Raw genomic sequence first — 15,981 nt, forward strand, 5'->3', positions numbered from 1 at the left:
GGGCGAGTTGGGTAATTAACCGATGCAGGGGGGGTAAATGGCCCGTGTTAGCGCAGTTTATTTAGCCAACAAGATCGAATGACCGGTCATCTCTTCGGGTTTTTCCATACCCATCAACTGCAACATGGTGGGCGCTACATCCGCCAGAACGCCGCCTTCGCGGACGGTTAAATCGCGTTTGCCCACATAGATGAAGGGCACTGGCTGCGAAGTGTGAGCAGTATGTGCCTGACCGGTTTTTTTGTCGGACATCTGTTCAACGTTGCCATGATCTGCGGTGATTAGCGCTTCTCCGCCGACCTTATCGAGCGCGGTGACAATTCGGCCGATACACACATCGAGGTATTCGACAGCCTTGATTGCCGCCGACAGGATGCCGCTGTGACCGACCATGTCGCCGTTGGCATAGTTGACAATGATGACGTCAAACCGCTGTTGTTCGATGGCGTCGACAATTCTGTCGGTAACTTCCGGGGCGCTCATTTCGGGCTGCAGATCGTACGTGGCGACTTTTGGCGATGGGATCAAAATGCGTTCTTCACCGGGGAACGGTTCTTCACGACCGCCAGAGAAGAAAAAGGTCACATGGGCATATTTTTCCGTCTCTGCGATCCGCAGCTGCGTTTTGCCGTTGTTCGACAAGTATTCGCCGAGTACGTTTTTCAGGCTGCCAGCGGCAAACGCTGACGGCGCGGGAATGGTGGCGGCGTATTGCGTGAGCATGACAAAACCGGCCAGTTTCGGCTGGCGGGCGCGCTCGAAACCCTTGAAGTCGTCTTCAACGAAAACGCGCGTGAGCTCGCGCGCGCGGTCCGCACGGAAGTTCATGAAAATTACGGCGTCGCCATCTTCAATCTTGACCTTTTCGCCGATGCTGGTGGCCTTAACGAATTCGTCGTTCTCGCCGCGTTCGTAAGCCGATGCGAGCCCGGCCTCGCTGGTGGCCGCCTGGTACTCGGAAGCGCCGTCGACGATCAGGTTATAGGCGCATGCCACACGGTCCCAGCGATTGTCGCGGTCCATGGCGAAATAGCGGCCAATGATGGTGGCGGTCCGGCCTTTGCCCAGCTTGGTGAAAGTCGCGTCCATCAACTCCAATGACGCCTTGGCGCTGCGAGGTGGCGTGTCGCGGCCATCAAGGAAGGCGTGCAGATAGATTTTTTCTGCGCCTTGTTGAGCGGCCAATTCGGCCATGGCGACCAGATGGTCCTGATGGCTGTGTACGCCGCCAGGGGATAAGAGGCCCAGAATATGCACGGCTTTACCGGCGCTGACGGCTTTATCAACGGCGTCGCAAATAGTTGGATTCTTGAAAAAGTCACCGTCGCGGATTGATTTGGTAACCCGGGTGAAGTCTTGGTACACGACGCGGCCTGCACCGAGGTTCATGTGGCCCACTTCAGAGTTGCCCATCTGCCCGTCCGGCAGACCGACATCCATTCCCGAGCCCGAAATCAGGCCGTTGGGTTGGGTTGCATAAAGGCGATCCATCACCGGCATTTTGGCGTCGAAGATAGCGTTACCGTCGTGGCTATCGCTGTGTCCGAAGCCGTCCAAAATGATCAGAACCAAAGGTTTTGGCGTGGCAGTCATAGAATCCACTCGCGGCTAATGAACGAAGTAAAAAAACAGATCGGCATTTTAAAGCCAAGTTCAAACGGCGTCACTGCCGTACGGGCTTTGGCCGACCTTGGGTGCTGTGTATACTGGCCGCCATTTTAACGCCCTGGAACCTACTGATGGTTGCTCATCTGATTGAATTTGCCACTAACCACTATTTGCTGGCTGGCGCCTTCGCCATTCTGCTGGCGCTGTTGATCGCGACAGAGATCAGCAAAGGTGGTCGCAGCCTCAGCACTCGCGAGCTGACGTCGCTGGTCAACAATGATCAGGGCGTGGTTATCGACGTCCGTCCAGCCAAAGACTTCTTGGCTGGGCATATTGTTGGCGCCCTCAGCTTCCCGCAAGACAAGGTGATTTCTCGGATTGCCGAGTTAGAAAAACACAAGGCCAAGACCCTTATTATCGTTGACGCTCAGGGTCAGCACGCTGGCACTACCGCCCGCGAATTGCTCAAGACAGGTTTTACCGCAGCCAAGTTGTCTGGCGGTATTGCCACTTGGCGTTCCGACAACCTCCCTCTGGTGAAGTGATATGGCTGATGTCATCGTCTATTCGAGCGATTGGTGCCCCTACTGCATGCGCGCCAAGCAACTGCTGGAAAGCAAAGGTGTTGCCTTCGAAGAAGTCAGAGTCGATGGCAAGCCACAGCTTCGCGCTGAAATGACACAGAAAGCCGGACGTACTTCCGTCCCGCAAATCTGGATCGGCGCAAACCACGTGGGTGGTTGCGATGATTTGTTTGCCCTAGAGCGTGCCGGTAAGCTCGACGCGCTGCTTCAGGCTTGAATCCGAAACCCTACAGAACCTTATTAAGAAGGACCTGACATGACCGATCAATCGACTAACAGCGCTGTAGCAGAAGACGCTGAAGCTCCGCAATTTTCCTTGCAGCGAATCTACGTGCGTGACTTATCTTTCGAAGCACCAAAAAGCCCGGCGATCTTTCGCCAGGAGTGGTCGCCAAGTGTTGCCCTGGATTTGAACACTCGTCAGAAGCCGCTGGAGGGCGATTTCTACGAAGTTGTTCTGACGCTGTCAGTTACCGTCAATAACGGCGACGAAGTAGCCTTTATCGTGGAAGTTCAGCAAGCAGGTATCTTCTTGATCAAGGGTCTGGACCCGGCGGGCATGAGCCACACGCTTGGCGCGTTTTGTCCGAACATCCTGTTCCCGTATGCGCGTGAAACCATCGACAGTCTCGTCGTGCGCGGTTCATTCCCTGCACTGATGCTGGCTCCGGTCAACTTTGATGCGCTGTACGCGCAAGAGTTGTCCCGCATGCAGGAGTCTGGCGAAACCCCAACCGTGCAATAAGCGGTAGGTTGAACTGAAAAAGCGCCTTTCGAGGCGCTTTTTTATTGTTTTTTTAAGCGGTGTTTTGCAGGTCCGAGTTCGTGCAGTTGCCCAAGACCGAGATTTTCAAGCGAAATCCATCTGGCGCCATGCTTCATATACTGCAACCGCCACTGTATTCGACAGATTCAAACTGCGGCAGCCTTCGCGCATCGGCAAGCGTAAGCGGTGGTCGCTTGAGAGGGAGTCAAGAATATCAGTGGGCAAGCCGCGGCTTTCCGGGCCGAAAAGAAATGCGTCGCCTTTTTCAAACCGTGCATGGTGAAAGAGCCGCGAGCCTTTTGTGGTAAAAGCAAACAGGCGAGGATGGCCGATACTTTCAAGACAGCTCGGCAAATCAGCATGGGTCTGTAGGTTAGCGTACTCATGGTAATCGAGCCCCGCGCGGCGCAGACGCTTGTCGTCCAACTCAAAACCCAATGGCTCAATCAAATGCAGGGTGCAGCCACTGTTGGCGCACAGCCTGATTATATTGCCGGTATTCGGCGGAATTTCTGGTTGAAAAAGGATGACGTGAAACATGCACGGCTCCGAATTGAAAGGCGGGCAGCATTCTAACCCCGAAGAGGATCCGAGACCGAAACTCTGGCCGAAGGTGCTCGGCTCGATGGCCATTGTGGGTGTGATGGTCGGCTTGATGATCGGTCGGCTGACAGCGCCCGATCCGCTGGAGCTAAAGCAGATTGAACCGGTTGATAACGGTCTGGTGTTGTGGTTTAGCGATGAACCGAAAGTGCAGTTTGAGCAGGTGTCGGGTTCGCTGGCAATGCTATTCAATGCGCAAGGGAAATCGCAAAAAGGCGAGTTCAAATTGAGTGGCAAAGATGTTCGCTGGAAAGTGCAACGTGCGGATGGGGGGTTGTTGCTCAACCTGTTAGCAGCCCGCCCTTTGCACGGTGACTGGCACGGTACGAAAGTGGGCGGGCGCTGGAGACTAGAGATCAGTCTCCGACAAGAATAAAAGAGGGGAATCCCCGGCCTGCCTGTACCAAGGTCCCCAAAACTGGGCTGCTTCTAATGTTAAATAAATTATTGCAGGGTGCGTGCCAGTTTTTAATTACGCGCTTGATAAAAGCTGGTTTCTATTTGGAGGGGCATGATGGCGTGAGTTTCTAGCCGTTTTTGGTCGTTTCTGCTGGACGAGCATCAGGTCGGCCAGATGCTTTCAAAATTGTTTTCGCACGTAATGTGAGCATCGAAAGCACGCTAGACACTAAATTGATGCATTTTTAGGGCTCTCGCTATTTTAGCAGTGCTCGCAGGCTTTGATAGACCGATGCCAGCGGCGTCACTCACGCAAAAAAATTTGTAGGAAATACACAAACTGTAACTTTAATTTGAGAAATTTCTGTTGATGTCTTTTAAGTGCTCAGAGCCCGATACGCTACTCATGAGCCATTAATAAGGTCCACGTCACGGTTTTCTTGATGAGAATCGTGATTTAGTTATAAGTGATGATGCTTTTATTCTTTATCTGAATAAAAGTGGATTCTAATGGCGACAAAGCGCTATTGGTTTGGTAGATGCGGTTTAATATTCCATTTTGGTCTGAAAAAGAGCGAAACAATTCTTTTTCGAATAATGAAATATTATTTAATCTCCATCCAAGATTTGGAGAGGCATTAGACCAAGGTCGGTAGATGACAGTATTGTGTTGACTTGATGGTCACACTTTAGTGCTATTCGCACATCCGTGGTGGAAGGGGCGTCAGATCCCCAAGCCTTGGAACACAAGAATTAGAACGTTGAGGAGCAAAACATGAACAAGTCAAGCTTAGCGCTGGCTATCGCTGTTGGCGTATTGGCCCAACAAGCAGGCGCTGCGGGATTCCTGGAAGACAGCAAACTTAATCTCAGTTCCCGTACGTTTTACTACGAGAACGACAACCACGCGCCGTCCGTTACTCAGAACAACCAGCGTGAAACCGGTGAAGTTCTGAAGCTTGACTACATCTCAGGTTTCACTCCAGGCACCATTGGTGTTGGTGTTGACGCCCAGATGCTCTACGGTCTGCACCTTGATGGCGGCTCAGGTCACCACCCTGCTACAGGTAACTCTTTCTGGCCAAGCGAGCACGACGGCTCGGCTGTAGATGACTTGGCTCGGGGCGACGCAAACGTTAAGTTCCGTTACTCGAAAACCGAATTGCACGTTGGTGGCGCTTTGGCCCCACAACTGCCAATTTTGCTGTCGAACGACAGCCGTGCAATGCCGCAAAACTTTGACGGTGGCATCATCACGTCCAAAGACATCGATAACGTGACATTGGTTGCTGGTCAGCTGGAACACTCCACTGGTCGTGCATCGACCAACAGCACCGGCCTGTCGGTTGCTGGTGCCTACAACAACAGCAACCAGTTCCGTTTCGCGGGTGGCGATTGGAAGGTCACTAAAGACCTGACTTTGCAGTACTACCACGCAAACCTGGAAGACTTCTACAAACAAGACTTCTTGGGCTTGGTTCACGTCCTACCGTTGGGTAATGATCAGTCGTTCAAGACTGACCTGCGTTACTTCAATAGCCGGTCTGCCGGTAAAAACAGCAGCGGCACCGCTGGTTACGCGTTCAACAACAACGGTGGCTACGCGGACAACGCAGGCGAAGTTAACAACAAAACCTGGAGCTCAATCTTCACTTACCAGTTGGGCGGCAATTCGTTCCTGGCCGGTTACCAGAGTGTTAGTGACAGCGGCGGTTTCGTTCTGCTGAACCAAGGTAACGTGAGCACTGACGGCAAACCTGCCGGCGCGCTGAACAGCGAAGACAACGGCGGCACCAGTTTCTATCTGTTCACTGACTCTATGGTCAACGGCTTCATCCGTGCCGGTGAGAAAACCAAGTTCGCGCAGTATGCTTATGATTTCTCCCGCATCGGCGTTCCTGGCCTGAAAGCCTCGATCACCTACCTCAAGGGTGATGACATCAAGAGCTCTCTCGCTGGCAGCAGCCAGACTTTCTCCGAGTGGGAACGTGATGCGCGTATCGACTACGTGATTCAGACTGGTTACCTGAAAGGCTTCGGTACCACTCTGCGGACCGGTAGCTACCATGTTGGTGGTGATACAACTGTTGGTAACGGCGGCACCCGTAGCACCGATCAGACTCGTCTGATCTTCAACTACACCTACGCTTTCTTTTGACCGTAGCGAGTTGAAGAAGCCCCGCCCTCGTGCGGGGCTTTTTAATGCGTGAGATTTGATGTACGGCGAGTAATGATCCAATTGAATTCGATGCGATTGCAGCACTGACGTTTGGCACATTCGTAAAGATGACAGGACCAGACACAGTAAAGTCCCCACTAACACGACGAAGCCCAGATAGAGCCAAGCCCAAAACCGGGAATTATTTTTGAAGGATTGGCGAAGCCTGCCGGAACGCAGAAGCGGGAAAGCCTTACCCGGAACTGCATTGAGCTGACCCTGCAACACTGGAAGCTTGCTAGATTTGGTTTGTGGATCTTTGGATGAAACGTAATCAACGGTCAGATTGGTAAAACTTAGGTGAGGAATCCGGCTTTACCAACGTTGTGCGTAAAGTATGCCGAGGCATACGTAAATGGGAGGTGAAACAGGTGTGAAAAATAACCCCCCGTTTACTGACATATGTGAAAGTTTCATTGGGCTCTAGTAATGTTATTCGTAAAAAACGTGTTGAAAATTTAAGTTATTCCAAAATATTCTAACTACATCGATATTAATTCTTATTGAAACTCAGAGCCGAGGGGCAGAGTTAGCTAACTATTAATCAAGAGGATTTAATAATGAGCTTAAGACTTGGCGACATTGCCCCCGATTTCGAGCAGGAATCCAGCGAAGGAGACATTCGATTTCATGATTGGTTAGGCGACAGTTGGGGCGTTTTGTTTTCACACCCGGCAGATTTCACCCCGGTGTGCACCACGGAGTTGGGGTTCACCGCCAAGCTCAAAGATGAGTTCGCCAAGCGCAATGTGAAGGCCATCGCGCTCTCAGTTGATCCCGTCGATTCTCATGTGAAATGGATTGATGACATTAATCGCACCCAAAACACCTCGGTCAATTTTCCTATCTTGGCGGACGCTGATCGTAGAGTCTCAGACCTGTACGACCTGATCCATCCCAATGCCAATGACACCCTGACCGTGCGCTCTCTGTTCGTGATTGATCCGAATAAAAAAATTCGGCTGACCATCACTTACCCCGCCAGCACGGGACGTAATTTTCATGAAATTCTGCGAGTAATTGACTCGCTGCAATTGACCGATAACTACAAGGTCGCGACCCCCGCAAATTGGCAGGATGGAGATGATGTGGTAATTGTGCCGTCAATCAAGGATGAAGACGAAATCAAGCAGCGCTTTCCCAAGGGTTACACCGCAGTCACCCCTTACTTGCGCTTGACCCCACAACCTAATCGTTAGCAGTTTCGTGTTTTAAAAGGGCCGATAGCAAACAAGCTCGGCCTTTAGATATCTGCATTCCTGTTTTGCTCTTGGTACGGGTTATCGAGAGCCGACAACTCAGAGTTTCATCGTGCCAACGAGCTGAGACGCAAGCACCGGGAAGATCCGGCCAGTGAGTCAGCTGTCAAGCGACTCCCGCTTGGGCAGATAAGGTGGCAAATACAGCCCTAAGTAAGCGTCGAACACACGCATGCCTTCTTCAGCTAAACGCGGCGTGATCTCGTTGTGCAACTGTATCGAGCGCGCATAGACCCGGTCACCCAGTTCCATCGCCAAGGCAAAAACATCAACGTCGACAGGCATCGCCGGAAGCTGGAAATGCCGGTTGAAAAGCTCCTGCATTAGGTGGCCCAGCTCAATGTCGTGCTGACGGTCGGCTTGGGTCACCTCGGTCAGGCCGTGTTGCGCGAGGATCAATTGGCGGGCGGCGGCATCGGCGCTGTAGATGCTCAACATTCGAAGTTCAACCAAGCGCGACAAGTCATGCCAGCTGCTGAGCTGATCGTGCGCTATGGGCGCTTGTAGGCAGGCGCGGAAGGCCGCATGGATATCGGCGGTCAAGGCTTCGAGCAGGGCTGGAACGCTGGCGAAAAAGTGATACACCGACGATGGTGGAATCTGCGCGCGTTCGGCCACCAAGTAAATCGACAAACTGGCCACGCCTTCGGTGGCAAGCAGCGTGCGGGCGGCGTCGAGAATCGAATCGATACGAGCTTGGCTGCGAGCGCGGGGTTTGCGGGCGGTGACGGGGCGAGTCATGGATGATTTCCGGTGCAGGGGCAGCGGGGATTGTACGCGACACATTGGTCTCCCAGCTCGGAACGACAAAAAAACGCCGCAAGCCCATAAGGCCGACGGCGTTCTTTTTTACGGCACAGCGTTACACCGTGTGCAGGTACCAGTTGTACTCAAGGTCGGAGATGGAGTGTTCGAACTCTTCCAGCTCGCTTTCCTTGCAGGCGACGAAGATATCGATGTATTTCGGATCGATATAGCGCGCCATGATTTCACTGTCGTCCAGCTCGCGCAGGGCATCGCGCAAGTTGTTAGGCAGGCTTTGTTCGTTCTGCTCGTAGGAGTTGCCTTCCACGGGTGCGCCTGGCTCGATCTTGTTGGTCAAGCCGTGGTGCACGCCCGCCAGCACGGAGGCCAGCAGTAAGTAAGGGTTGGCATCGGCACCGGCTACCCGGTGTTCGATACGTACAGCGTCTGCCGATCCGGTTGGTACGCGCAAGGCGACAGTCCGGTTATCCAGGCCCCAGCACGGCGAGTTAGGCACATAAAACTGTGCACCAAAACGACGGTAGGAGTTGACGTTCGGGCACAAGAACGCCATCGACGCCGGTAGGGTCTCGAGCACACCGCCGATCGCGTGGCGTAACGCGGCGTTCTGCTCGGGATCCTCGCTGGTAAAGATGTTTTTGCCATCGCGATCAAGAATCGAGATATGGACGTGTAAACCGTTACCTGCCTGACCCGGATAGGGTTTGGCCATAAAGGTCGAGTCCATTTCGTGGTCGTAGGCGATGTTTTTGATCAAGCGCTTAAGTAGCACCGCGTAATCGCACGCTTTGATTGGGTCAGCGACATGGTGCAAGTTCACTTCGAACTGCGCCGGGGCACTTTCCTTGACGATGGCGTCAGCCGGAATGCCTTGTTCTTTGGCACCTTCCAGAACGTCCTGGAGGCAGTCAACGTATTCGTCGAGGTCGTCGATCAGGTAAACCTGAGTCGAATGAGGGCGTTTGCCAGAAATCGGCGAGCGCGGTGGCTGGGGACGACCGTTCACGTTCTCCTGATCGATCAGGTAGAACTCAAGTTCGAACGCGGCGCAAATAGTCAGGCCCATTTCATCGAACTTGCTGACGACCTGACGCAGAACTTCGCGGGGGTCGGCAAAGAAGGGTTCGCCTTCTATTTCGTGCATGGTCATCAGCAACTGCGCAGTAGGGCGCTTTTGCCAAGGTTCGTTGCAGAGAGTGCCGGGGATTGGATAACAGATTCGGTCAGCATCACCGATATCCAGACCCAGACCGGTGCTTTCTACCGTCGAGCCATTGATGTCCAGGGCAAACAGAGAGGCAGGCAAGTTAATGCCTTTCTCGTAAACCTTATGGAGGCTGGTGCGTTCTATGCGCTTACCGCGCACTACACCATTCATATCTGCAATCAGAAGGTCGACGTACAGAACCTCAGGATGTTCCTTAAGGAACGCGTTCGCTTCGTTAAGCTGAACGGCACGCGGGGGTACCGACATGATGAAACACCTTTGTTGTTAAAAATATCAATCATCGAGCGTTGCGGGTTTCAGTCAATCCGAAAGCCATGATGAAGTCAATAGAGCCTTTTTTTGCCCCAAAAAAGCACTGGAGGGGGCTTTTTGCGGCAATTTAGGGCAAAAAAAGCGTATCCGAGTTCTTGGGATATGCAGGCTTGAGCGGGCTGTGTTCTATTTTTTACGGGGGTGTTGTGTAAAAAAATGAACAAGGCTAAGCTCGATTGCAACCCAAAATAGCAATAATACCGGGGGTCCCATGTCTCGCCTGCCGTTAATCGGCGTGACCGCCTGCACTAAGCAGATTGGTCTGCACAGTTATCACATCAGTGGTGACAAATATGTACACGCAGTCGCTCTTGCTGCTAAGGGCCTGCCACTGATCCTGCCTTCACTGGCCGAATTACTCGACCCTGCCGACCTTCTTTCCAGTCTTGATGGGCTCCTGTTTACCGGGTCGCCCTCCAATGTCGAGCCCTATCACTACGGCGGCCCAGCCAGTTTGCCAGGCACTGATCATGATCCTGAACGCGATCGCACCACCTTACCGTTAATTCGTGCAGCTGTGGCAGCGGGCGTACCGATATTGGGTATCTGCCGAGGCTTTCAAGAAATGAATGTCGCGTTCGGCGGGAGCCTGCACCAGCAGGTTCATGAAGTCGGAACGTTCATGGACCATCGTGAGCAAAGTGACGATCCGCTCGACGTCCAATACGGTCCCAGTCATACGATGTATATCCAGCCAGGCGGCGTTCTTGCAGCTCTCGGCTTACCGAGTGAAATCGAAGTCAACTCGATTCACGGACAGGGCGTTGAGCGTCTGGGGCTTGGCTTGCGCGTCGAAGCGCTGGCGCCGGATGGGCTGATTGAAGCGATTTCGGTCGAGGCAGGCTTAAGTTTTGCGTTGGGCGTGCAATGGCACCCTGAATGGCAGGTCACCTCGAATCCGAACTACCTTGCGATCTTTCAGGCATTTGGCGATGCCTGTCGAGCGCGGGCGAAACTACGCGACGCAGACGCGTTAAAACGTGCCTGAGTCCTCATCGGGCCCAGGTTTTATGACCCATGAGGTATTTATGAGTAACAACCTCGATCAGCTCACGGATTGGTTGAAAGAGCACAAGATCACCGAAGTCGAATGCATGATCAGCGACCTCACCGGGATCACTCGTGGCAAGATTTCACCCACTAATAAATTCATCGCCGAAAAAGGCATGCGGCTGCCGGAGAGCGTGTTGCTGCAGACGGTCACCGGTGATTATGTCGAAGATGACATCTATTACGAACTGCTGGACCCGGCCGACATCGACATGATCTGCCGCCCCGATCAAAATGCCGTGTTTCTTGTCCCATGGGCCATCGAGCCTACCGCCCAAGTCATTCACGACACCTACGACAAGCAGGGCAACCCCATTGAGTTGTCTCCGCGCAACGTATTGAAGAAAGTTCTTAAACTCTATGCCGACAAAGGCTGGCAGCCCATTGTGGCGCCAGAGATGGAGTTTTATCTGACCAAGCGCTGCGAAGATCCTGATTTTCCGTTGCAGCCGCCGATAGGCCGCTCCGGTCGCCCGGAAACCGGGCGTCAATCCTTCTCTATAGAAGCCGCCAACGAATTCGATCCGCTGTTCGAAGATGTTTATGACTGGTGTGAGTTACAGAACCTGGATCTTGATACGTTGATCCACGAAGACGGCACGGCCCAAATGGAAATTAACTTCCGTCACGGCAATGCATTGTCATTGGCGGATCAGATTCTGGTGTTCAAGCGCACCATGCGCGAAGCCGCGCTCAAGCACGATGTAGCTGCCACCTTCATGGCCAAGCCCATGACCGGAGAGCCGGGCAGCGCGATGCATTTGCATCAGAACGTCATTGATGTCGCTACCGGCAAAAACATCTTTTCTAATGAAGACGGGACGATGAGTGAGTTGTTTTTGTGCCACATCGGTGGACTGCAAAAATTTATCCCTGAACTGCTGCCGTTGTTCGCGCCGAACGTAAATTCGTTCCGCCGTTTTCTGCCCGATACTTCTGCGCCAGTGAACGTGGAGTGGGGCGAAGAGAACCGCACAGTCGGGTTGCGCGTACCGGACGCTGGCCCGCAAAACCGTCGTGTGGAAAACCGCCTCCCAGGGGCCGATGCCAACCCTTATCTGGCGATTGCCGCCAGCCTGTTGTGTGGCTTTATCGGCATGGTCGAGGCAATTAACCCCAGTGCGCCGGTCGTCGGGCGAGGTTATGAGCGGCGCAACCTGCGCCTGCCACTGACCATTGAGGACGCGCTGGAACGGATGGAAAACAGCAAGACTATCGAAAAATACCTCGGCAAGAAGTTCATCGTTGGTTACGTCGCAGTCAAGCGTGCCGAGCATGAGAATTTCAAGCGCGTGATCAGCTCCTGGGAACGTGAGTTCCTGCTGTTCGCGGTCTGATAAATACGGAGAATTGCGGTATGAGTACCAGCACAACACAAACGCGCCAATGGCAGGCCCTGAGCCGAGATCATCACTTAGCGCCGTTCAGTGACTACAAACAACTGCAGGAAAAAGGCCCACGCATTATTACTCGCGCCAAGGGTGTTTACCTGTGGGACAGCGAAGGCCACAAAATTCTCGACGGCATGGCCGGTCTCTGGTGCGTCGCCATCGGTTATGGTCGCGAAGAACTGGCAGATGCCGCTAGCAAACAAATGCGTGAGCTGCCTTATTACAACTTGTTCTTCCAAACCGCCCACCCGCCGGTGCTGGAATTGGCTAAAGCCATTTCCGATATCGCGCCCGAAGGCATGAATCATGTGTTTTTCACCGGTTCTGGTTCGGAAGGTAACGACACCATGCTGCGTATGGTCCGTCATTACTGGGCTATCAAGGGGCAGCCGAGCAAGAAGATCATTATCAGTCGGGTCAACGGTTATCACGGCTCGACAGTGGCGGGCGCCAGCTTGGGCGGCATGACTTATATGCATGAGCAGGGCGACTTACCGATTCCGGGCATCGTCCACATTCCTCAGCCGTATTGGTTCGGTGAAGGCGGCGACATGAGTCCGGACGAGTTCGGGGTGTGGGCCGCCGAACAACTGGAAGCGAAGATTATCGAGTTGGGCGTCAATAACGTGGGTGCTTTTATTGCCGAGCCGATTCAGGGCGCGGGCGGCGTGATCGTTCCGCCTAAAACCTATTGGCCGAAAATCAAAGAGATTCTCGCCAAGTACGACATTTTATTCGTCGCCGATGAAGTGATCTGCGGATTTGGTCGCACCGGTGAGTGGTTCGGGTCCGATTTCTACGATCTCAAGCCGGACATGATGACCATCGCCAAAGGCCTGACCTCGGGATATATCCCCATGGGCGGACTGATCGTGCGCGACGAAGTGGTCAAGGTGCTTAATGAAGGCGGCGATTTCAATCATGGCTTTACCTATTCCGGGCATCCGGTGGCGGCGGCTGTCGCCCTGGAAAACATTCGAATCTTGCGCGATGAAAAAATCGTCGAGCGCGTAAAGGCTGAAACGGCACCTTATTTGCAAAAGCGTTTACGTGAGCTGAATGATCACCCGCTGGTCGGTGAGGTTCGGGGTGTTGGACTGTTGGGCGCGATTGAGTTGGTGAAAGATAAGGCCACTCGCGAGCGTTATGTCGGCCAAGGTGCTGGCATGATCTGCCGGACATTCTGCTTTGATAACGGCCTGATCATGCGTGCGGTAGGTGACACCATGATCATTTCGCCCCCCTTGGTCATTAGTTTTGCCGAAATCGACGAATTGATCACCAAGGCGCGCACCTGCCTTGATCTGACGTTGCATGTATTACAAGGCTAAGTGCTAGGCTCAGCCGGAAAAAAGAAAAGGCGGATTCGGCGGTCTTGAAGGCCGCCCAAAATCTTGCCAGACAACCGACTGTTTCAGTAATCAGTCACCGCGACCTAACGGTAGTGTTCTAACAATGGAGCTCCACGCATGAAAATATTTGGCAAGACCCTTCTCGCCTTATCCCTTATGGGTGTGGTGGCCGCCGCTGCTCAGGCCGACGATAAAGTACTACACGTCTATAACTGGTCGGACTACATTGCACCGGACACCATCGCCCAGTTTGAAAAAGAGTCGGGTATCAAAGTCGTCTATGACGTTTTTGACAGCAACGAAACTCTGGAAGCCAAGTTGCTGGCTGGTAAATCCGGGTACGACATCGTGGTGCCGTCCAACAACTTCCTGGCAAAGCAGATCAAGGCTGGCGTCTATTTGGAACTGGACAAGTCCAAGCTGCCAAACTGGAAAAATCTTAACCAGAGTCTGCTAAGCACGGTCGGAAAAGCTAGCGACCCGGGTAATAAGCATGCGTTCCCGTACATGTGGGGTTCGATCGGGATTGGTTACAACGCCGAGAAAGTCAAAGCCGCATTGGGCGCAGACGCACCGGTGAATTCATGGGACCTAGTGTTCAAGCCCGAGAACGCAGCCAAGCTCAAGGACTGTGGTATCAGCTTCCTCGACTCACCGACCGAGATGATGCCGATTGCCCTGCATTACTTGGGTTTCGCGACCAACACCCAAGACAAGGACCAGATCAAGAAGGCTGAACAGCTGTTCCTTAAAATTCGTCCGTCAGTGGCGTACTTTCACTCCTCCAAATACATCTCCGACCTGGCCAACGGCAACATCTGCGTAGCGGTCGGTTATTCGGGTGACGTGTATCAGGCCAAAGCCCGTGCTGCTGAAGCCGGCGACAAGGTCAAGGTCAGCTACTCGATTCCGAAAGAAGGCGCTGGCAGCTTTTACGATATGGTTGCCATCCCTAAAGACGCCGAGAACGTTGAAGGGGCTTACAAATTCATGAACTTCATCATGAAGCCGGAAATCATGGCGGCCATCACCAACAGCGTGCACTTCCCGAACGGCAACGCGGCGGCTACAGCCTTGGTTGATAAAGACATTACTAGCGACCCAGGCGTTTATCCACCGGCTGAGATCCAGGCAAAACTGTATGCCATCAGCGATTTGCCAGCACCCACGCTGCGCTTGCTGACACGCAGCTGGACCACCATCAAATCCGGTAAATAACGGCTTTCTGCAGGTGCTAACTTGTTGGCGGGGCGGTATGCGCGACAATCCGCTTCGCCAACAAGTTGGCTACTACAGATCTCGGGCAAAGGCCTAACAATAAGGACCACCCCATGCGCATTTCTTTATTTCGTAAAACCATGCTGGCGGGAGCAAGCCTGGCCTTGGCGGTCAGCGCTTATGCGGCACCTACTGTGCATATTTATAATTGGTCGGATTACATTGGCGAAACTACGCTGGTGGATTTTGAAGCGGCTACTCATATCAAACCGGTGTACGACGTTTTCGATTCCAACGAGACCCTCGAAGGCAAATTGCTCGCGGGGCATACCGGGTACGACGTGGTCGTGCCGTCTAATCATTTTTTAGGCAAGCAGATTAAAGCGGGTGCCTTTCAGAAGCTCGACAAATCCAAGTTGTCCAACTATGCAAATCTCGACCCGGCGCTGCTCAAACGTTTGCAAAAGAACGATCCGGGTAATCAATACGCTGTGCCTTATCTGTGGGGCACCAACGGCATCGGCTACAACGTCGATAAAGTGAAAGCGGTGCTTGGTGTCGATAAAATCGATTCTTGGGCCATGCTGTTCGAGCCGGAAAACATCAAGAAACTGTCAAAGTGCGGCGTCGCTTTTCTCGACTCGGCTGATGAAATGATTCCCGCAGTGCTCAACTACATGGGCCTGAAACCGAACAGTGAAGACCCTAAGGATTACGCCAAAGCTGAGGCGAAATTGCTGGCGGTGCGGCCGTATATAACCTATTTCAACTCGTCGAAATACATCACTGATCTTGCTAACGGGAACATCTGCGTCGCAGCCGGTTTTTCCGGTGATGTTTTCCAGGCGCGGGCCCGTGCAGCCGAAGCCGGTAGGGGTGTGAAAATTGCGTATGCGATTCCCAAAGAGGGCGGCAATCTGTGGTTTGACATGCTCGCGATACCCAGCGACGCGCCTAATGTCAAAGAGGCCCATGCGTTTATCAACTATTTGCTGAAACCTGAGGTGATCGCCCAGGTCAGCGACACCGTCGGTTATGCCAACCCGAACCCAAAGGCTGACAAGCTGATGGATCAAAAGGTACGGACCGATGCTGCGGTTTACCCACCGCAAGAGGTGCTGGACAAGCTCTACGTCAGTGCTGAATTGCCACCTAAGGTGCAACGATTGATGACCCGCAGCTGGACCAAGGTCAAGTCGGGCAAATAAAAAATCCGGGCCCGGCTGTA

The 15,981-nt window shown here is 53.2% G+C and carries 15 protein-coding genes; 11 read left to right on the top strand and 4 right to left on the bottom strand.

Translation table 11 applies throughout. The features are described from left to right. Positions 1-57: 57 nt before the first annotated feature. The gene (gpmI, locus tag RGW60_RS20585; protein WP_322206320.1) at positions 58-1,593 is read right to left on the bottom strand and encodes a 2,3-bisphosphoglycerate-independent phosphoglycerate mutase; all 1,536 of its coding nucleotides are present in this window, start codon (positions 1,591-1,593) and stop codon (positions 58-60) included. Between the two features lie 146 nt (positions 1,594-1,739). Between gpmI and RGW60_RS20590 the strand changes: the two genes are divergently transcribed. Genes RGW60_RS20590 through secB form a run of 3 tightly spaced genes read left to right on the top strand, consistent with a single transcriptional unit; the run spans position 1,740 to position 2,937 of the window. Beyond that, positions 1,740-2,153 carry a rhodanese-like domain-containing protein gene (locus tag RGW60_RS20590; RefSeq protein ID WP_322206321.1) on the top strand — a complete coding sequence of 138 codons (414 nt, stop codon included), beginning with the start codon at positions 1,740-1,742 and terminating at the stop codon, positions 2,151-2,153. A gap of 1 nt (position 2,154) precedes the next feature. Continuing rightward, entirely contained in the window at positions 2,155-2,409 is a 255-nt protein-coding gene (gene grxC / locus RGW60_RS20595; protein WP_322206322.1) for a glutaredoxin 3, read from the top strand. Between the two features lie 39 nt (positions 2,410-2,448). Next, entirely contained in the window at positions 2,449-2,937 is a 489-nt protein-coding gene (gene secB / locus RGW60_RS20600; RefSeq protein WP_322206323.1) for a protein-export chaperone SecB, read from the top strand. Positions 2,938-3,042: 105 nt separating this feature from the next. On the opposite strand, the gene trmL is transcribed toward secB, so the two are convergent. Continuing rightward, a complete protein-coding gene (trmL, locus tag RGW60_RS20605; protein ID WP_322206324.1) occupies positions 3,043-3,498 on the bottom strand; it encodes a tRNA (uridine(34)/cytosine(34)/5-carboxymethylaminomethyluridine(34)-2'-O)-methyltransferase TrmL in 456 nt (151 codons plus the stop codon). Here trmL and RGW60_RS20610 point away from each other — a divergent pair. The 3 genes from RGW60_RS20610 (at position 3,497) to RGW60_RS20620 (ending at position 7,377) form a co-directional block, all read left to right on the top strand. Beyond that, positions 3,497-3,937, top strand: a complete 441-nt coding sequence (locus RGW60_RS20610) for a hypothetical protein (RefSeq protein ID WP_322206325.1) — start codon at positions 3,497-3,499, stop codon at positions 3,935-3,937. The two genes, trmL and RGW60_RS20610, sit on opposite strands and share 2 nt — an antisense overlap. A 798-nt stretch (positions 3,938-4,735) precedes the next feature. Then, positions 4,736-6,118: an OprD family outer membrane porin gene (locus RGW60_RS20615; RefSeq protein ID WP_322206326.1), complete on the top strand. Its 1,383-nt coding sequence runs from the start codon at positions 4,736-4,738 to the stop codon at positions 6,116-6,118. A gap of 620 nt (positions 6,119-6,738) precedes the next feature. After that, positions 6,739-7,377, top strand: a complete 639-nt coding sequence (locus tag RGW60_RS20620; RefSeq protein WP_322206327.1) for a peroxiredoxin — start codon at positions 6,739-6,741, stop codon at positions 7,375-7,377. 159 nt (positions 7,378-7,536) lie between these two features. Here the strand turns inward: RGW60_RS20620 and RGW60_RS20625 are convergent, their stop codons facing one another. Together RGW60_RS20625 and RGW60_RS20630 are read right to left on the bottom strand one after the other, a co-directional pair. Beyond that, complete coding sequence (locus tag RGW60_RS20625) at positions 7,537-8,178, bottom strand: TetR/AcrR family transcriptional regulator (RefSeq protein WP_322206328.1); 642 nt, start codon at positions 8,176-8,178, stop codon at positions 7,537-7,539. A gap of 121 nt (positions 8,179-8,299) precedes the next feature. Continuing rightward, on the bottom strand, positions 8,300-9,676 hold the full coding sequence (locus RGW60_RS20630) for a glutamine synthetase family protein (protein ID WP_322206329.1): 1,377 nt from the start codon (positions 9,674-9,676) through the stop codon (positions 8,300-8,302). Positions 9,677-9,953: 277 nt separating this feature from the next. On the opposite strand from RGW60_RS20630, the gene RGW60_RS20635 reads away from it, so the two are divergent. The 5 genes from RGW60_RS20635 (at position 9,954) to RGW60_RS20655 (ending at position 15,961) form a co-directional block, all read left to right on the top strand. Further along, on the top strand, positions 9,954-10,730 hold the full coding sequence (locus RGW60_RS20635) for a gamma-glutamyl-gamma-aminobutyrate hydrolase family protein (protein WP_322206330.1): 777 nt from the start codon (positions 9,954-9,956) through the stop codon (positions 10,728-10,730). Between the two features lie 40 nt (positions 10,731-10,770). After that, positions 10,771-12,129, top strand: coding sequence for a glutamine synthetase family protein (locus RGW60_RS20640; protein ID WP_322206331.1), 1,359 nt, complete (start codon positions 10,771-10,773; stop codon positions 12,127-12,129). A 20-nt stretch (positions 12,130-12,149) separates the two neighbouring features. Continuing rightward, a complete protein-coding gene (locus RGW60_RS20645; protein WP_322206332.1) occupies positions 12,150-13,514 on the top strand; it encodes an aspartate aminotransferase family protein in 1,365 nt (454 codons plus the stop codon). 138 nt (positions 13,515-13,652) lie between these two features. Further along, positions 13,653-14,753, top strand: a complete 1,101-nt coding sequence (locus RGW60_RS20650) for a polyamine ABC transporter substrate-binding protein (protein WP_322206333.1) — start codon at positions 13,653-13,655, stop codon at positions 14,751-14,753. A 113-nt stretch (positions 14,754-14,866) separates the two neighbouring features. Then, complete coding sequence (locus RGW60_RS20655; RefSeq protein WP_322206334.1) at positions 14,867-15,961, top strand: polyamine ABC transporter substrate-binding protein; 1,095 nt, start codon at positions 14,867-14,869, stop codon at positions 15,959-15,961. Positions 15,962-15,981: the final 20 nt, after the last annotated feature.

Source organism: Pseudomonas sp. AB6 (assembly GCF_034314105.1).
In the GTDB taxonomy this organism is placed as follows: Bacteria; Pseudomonadota; Gammaproteobacteria; order Pseudomonadales; family Pseudomonadaceae; genus Aquipseudomonas.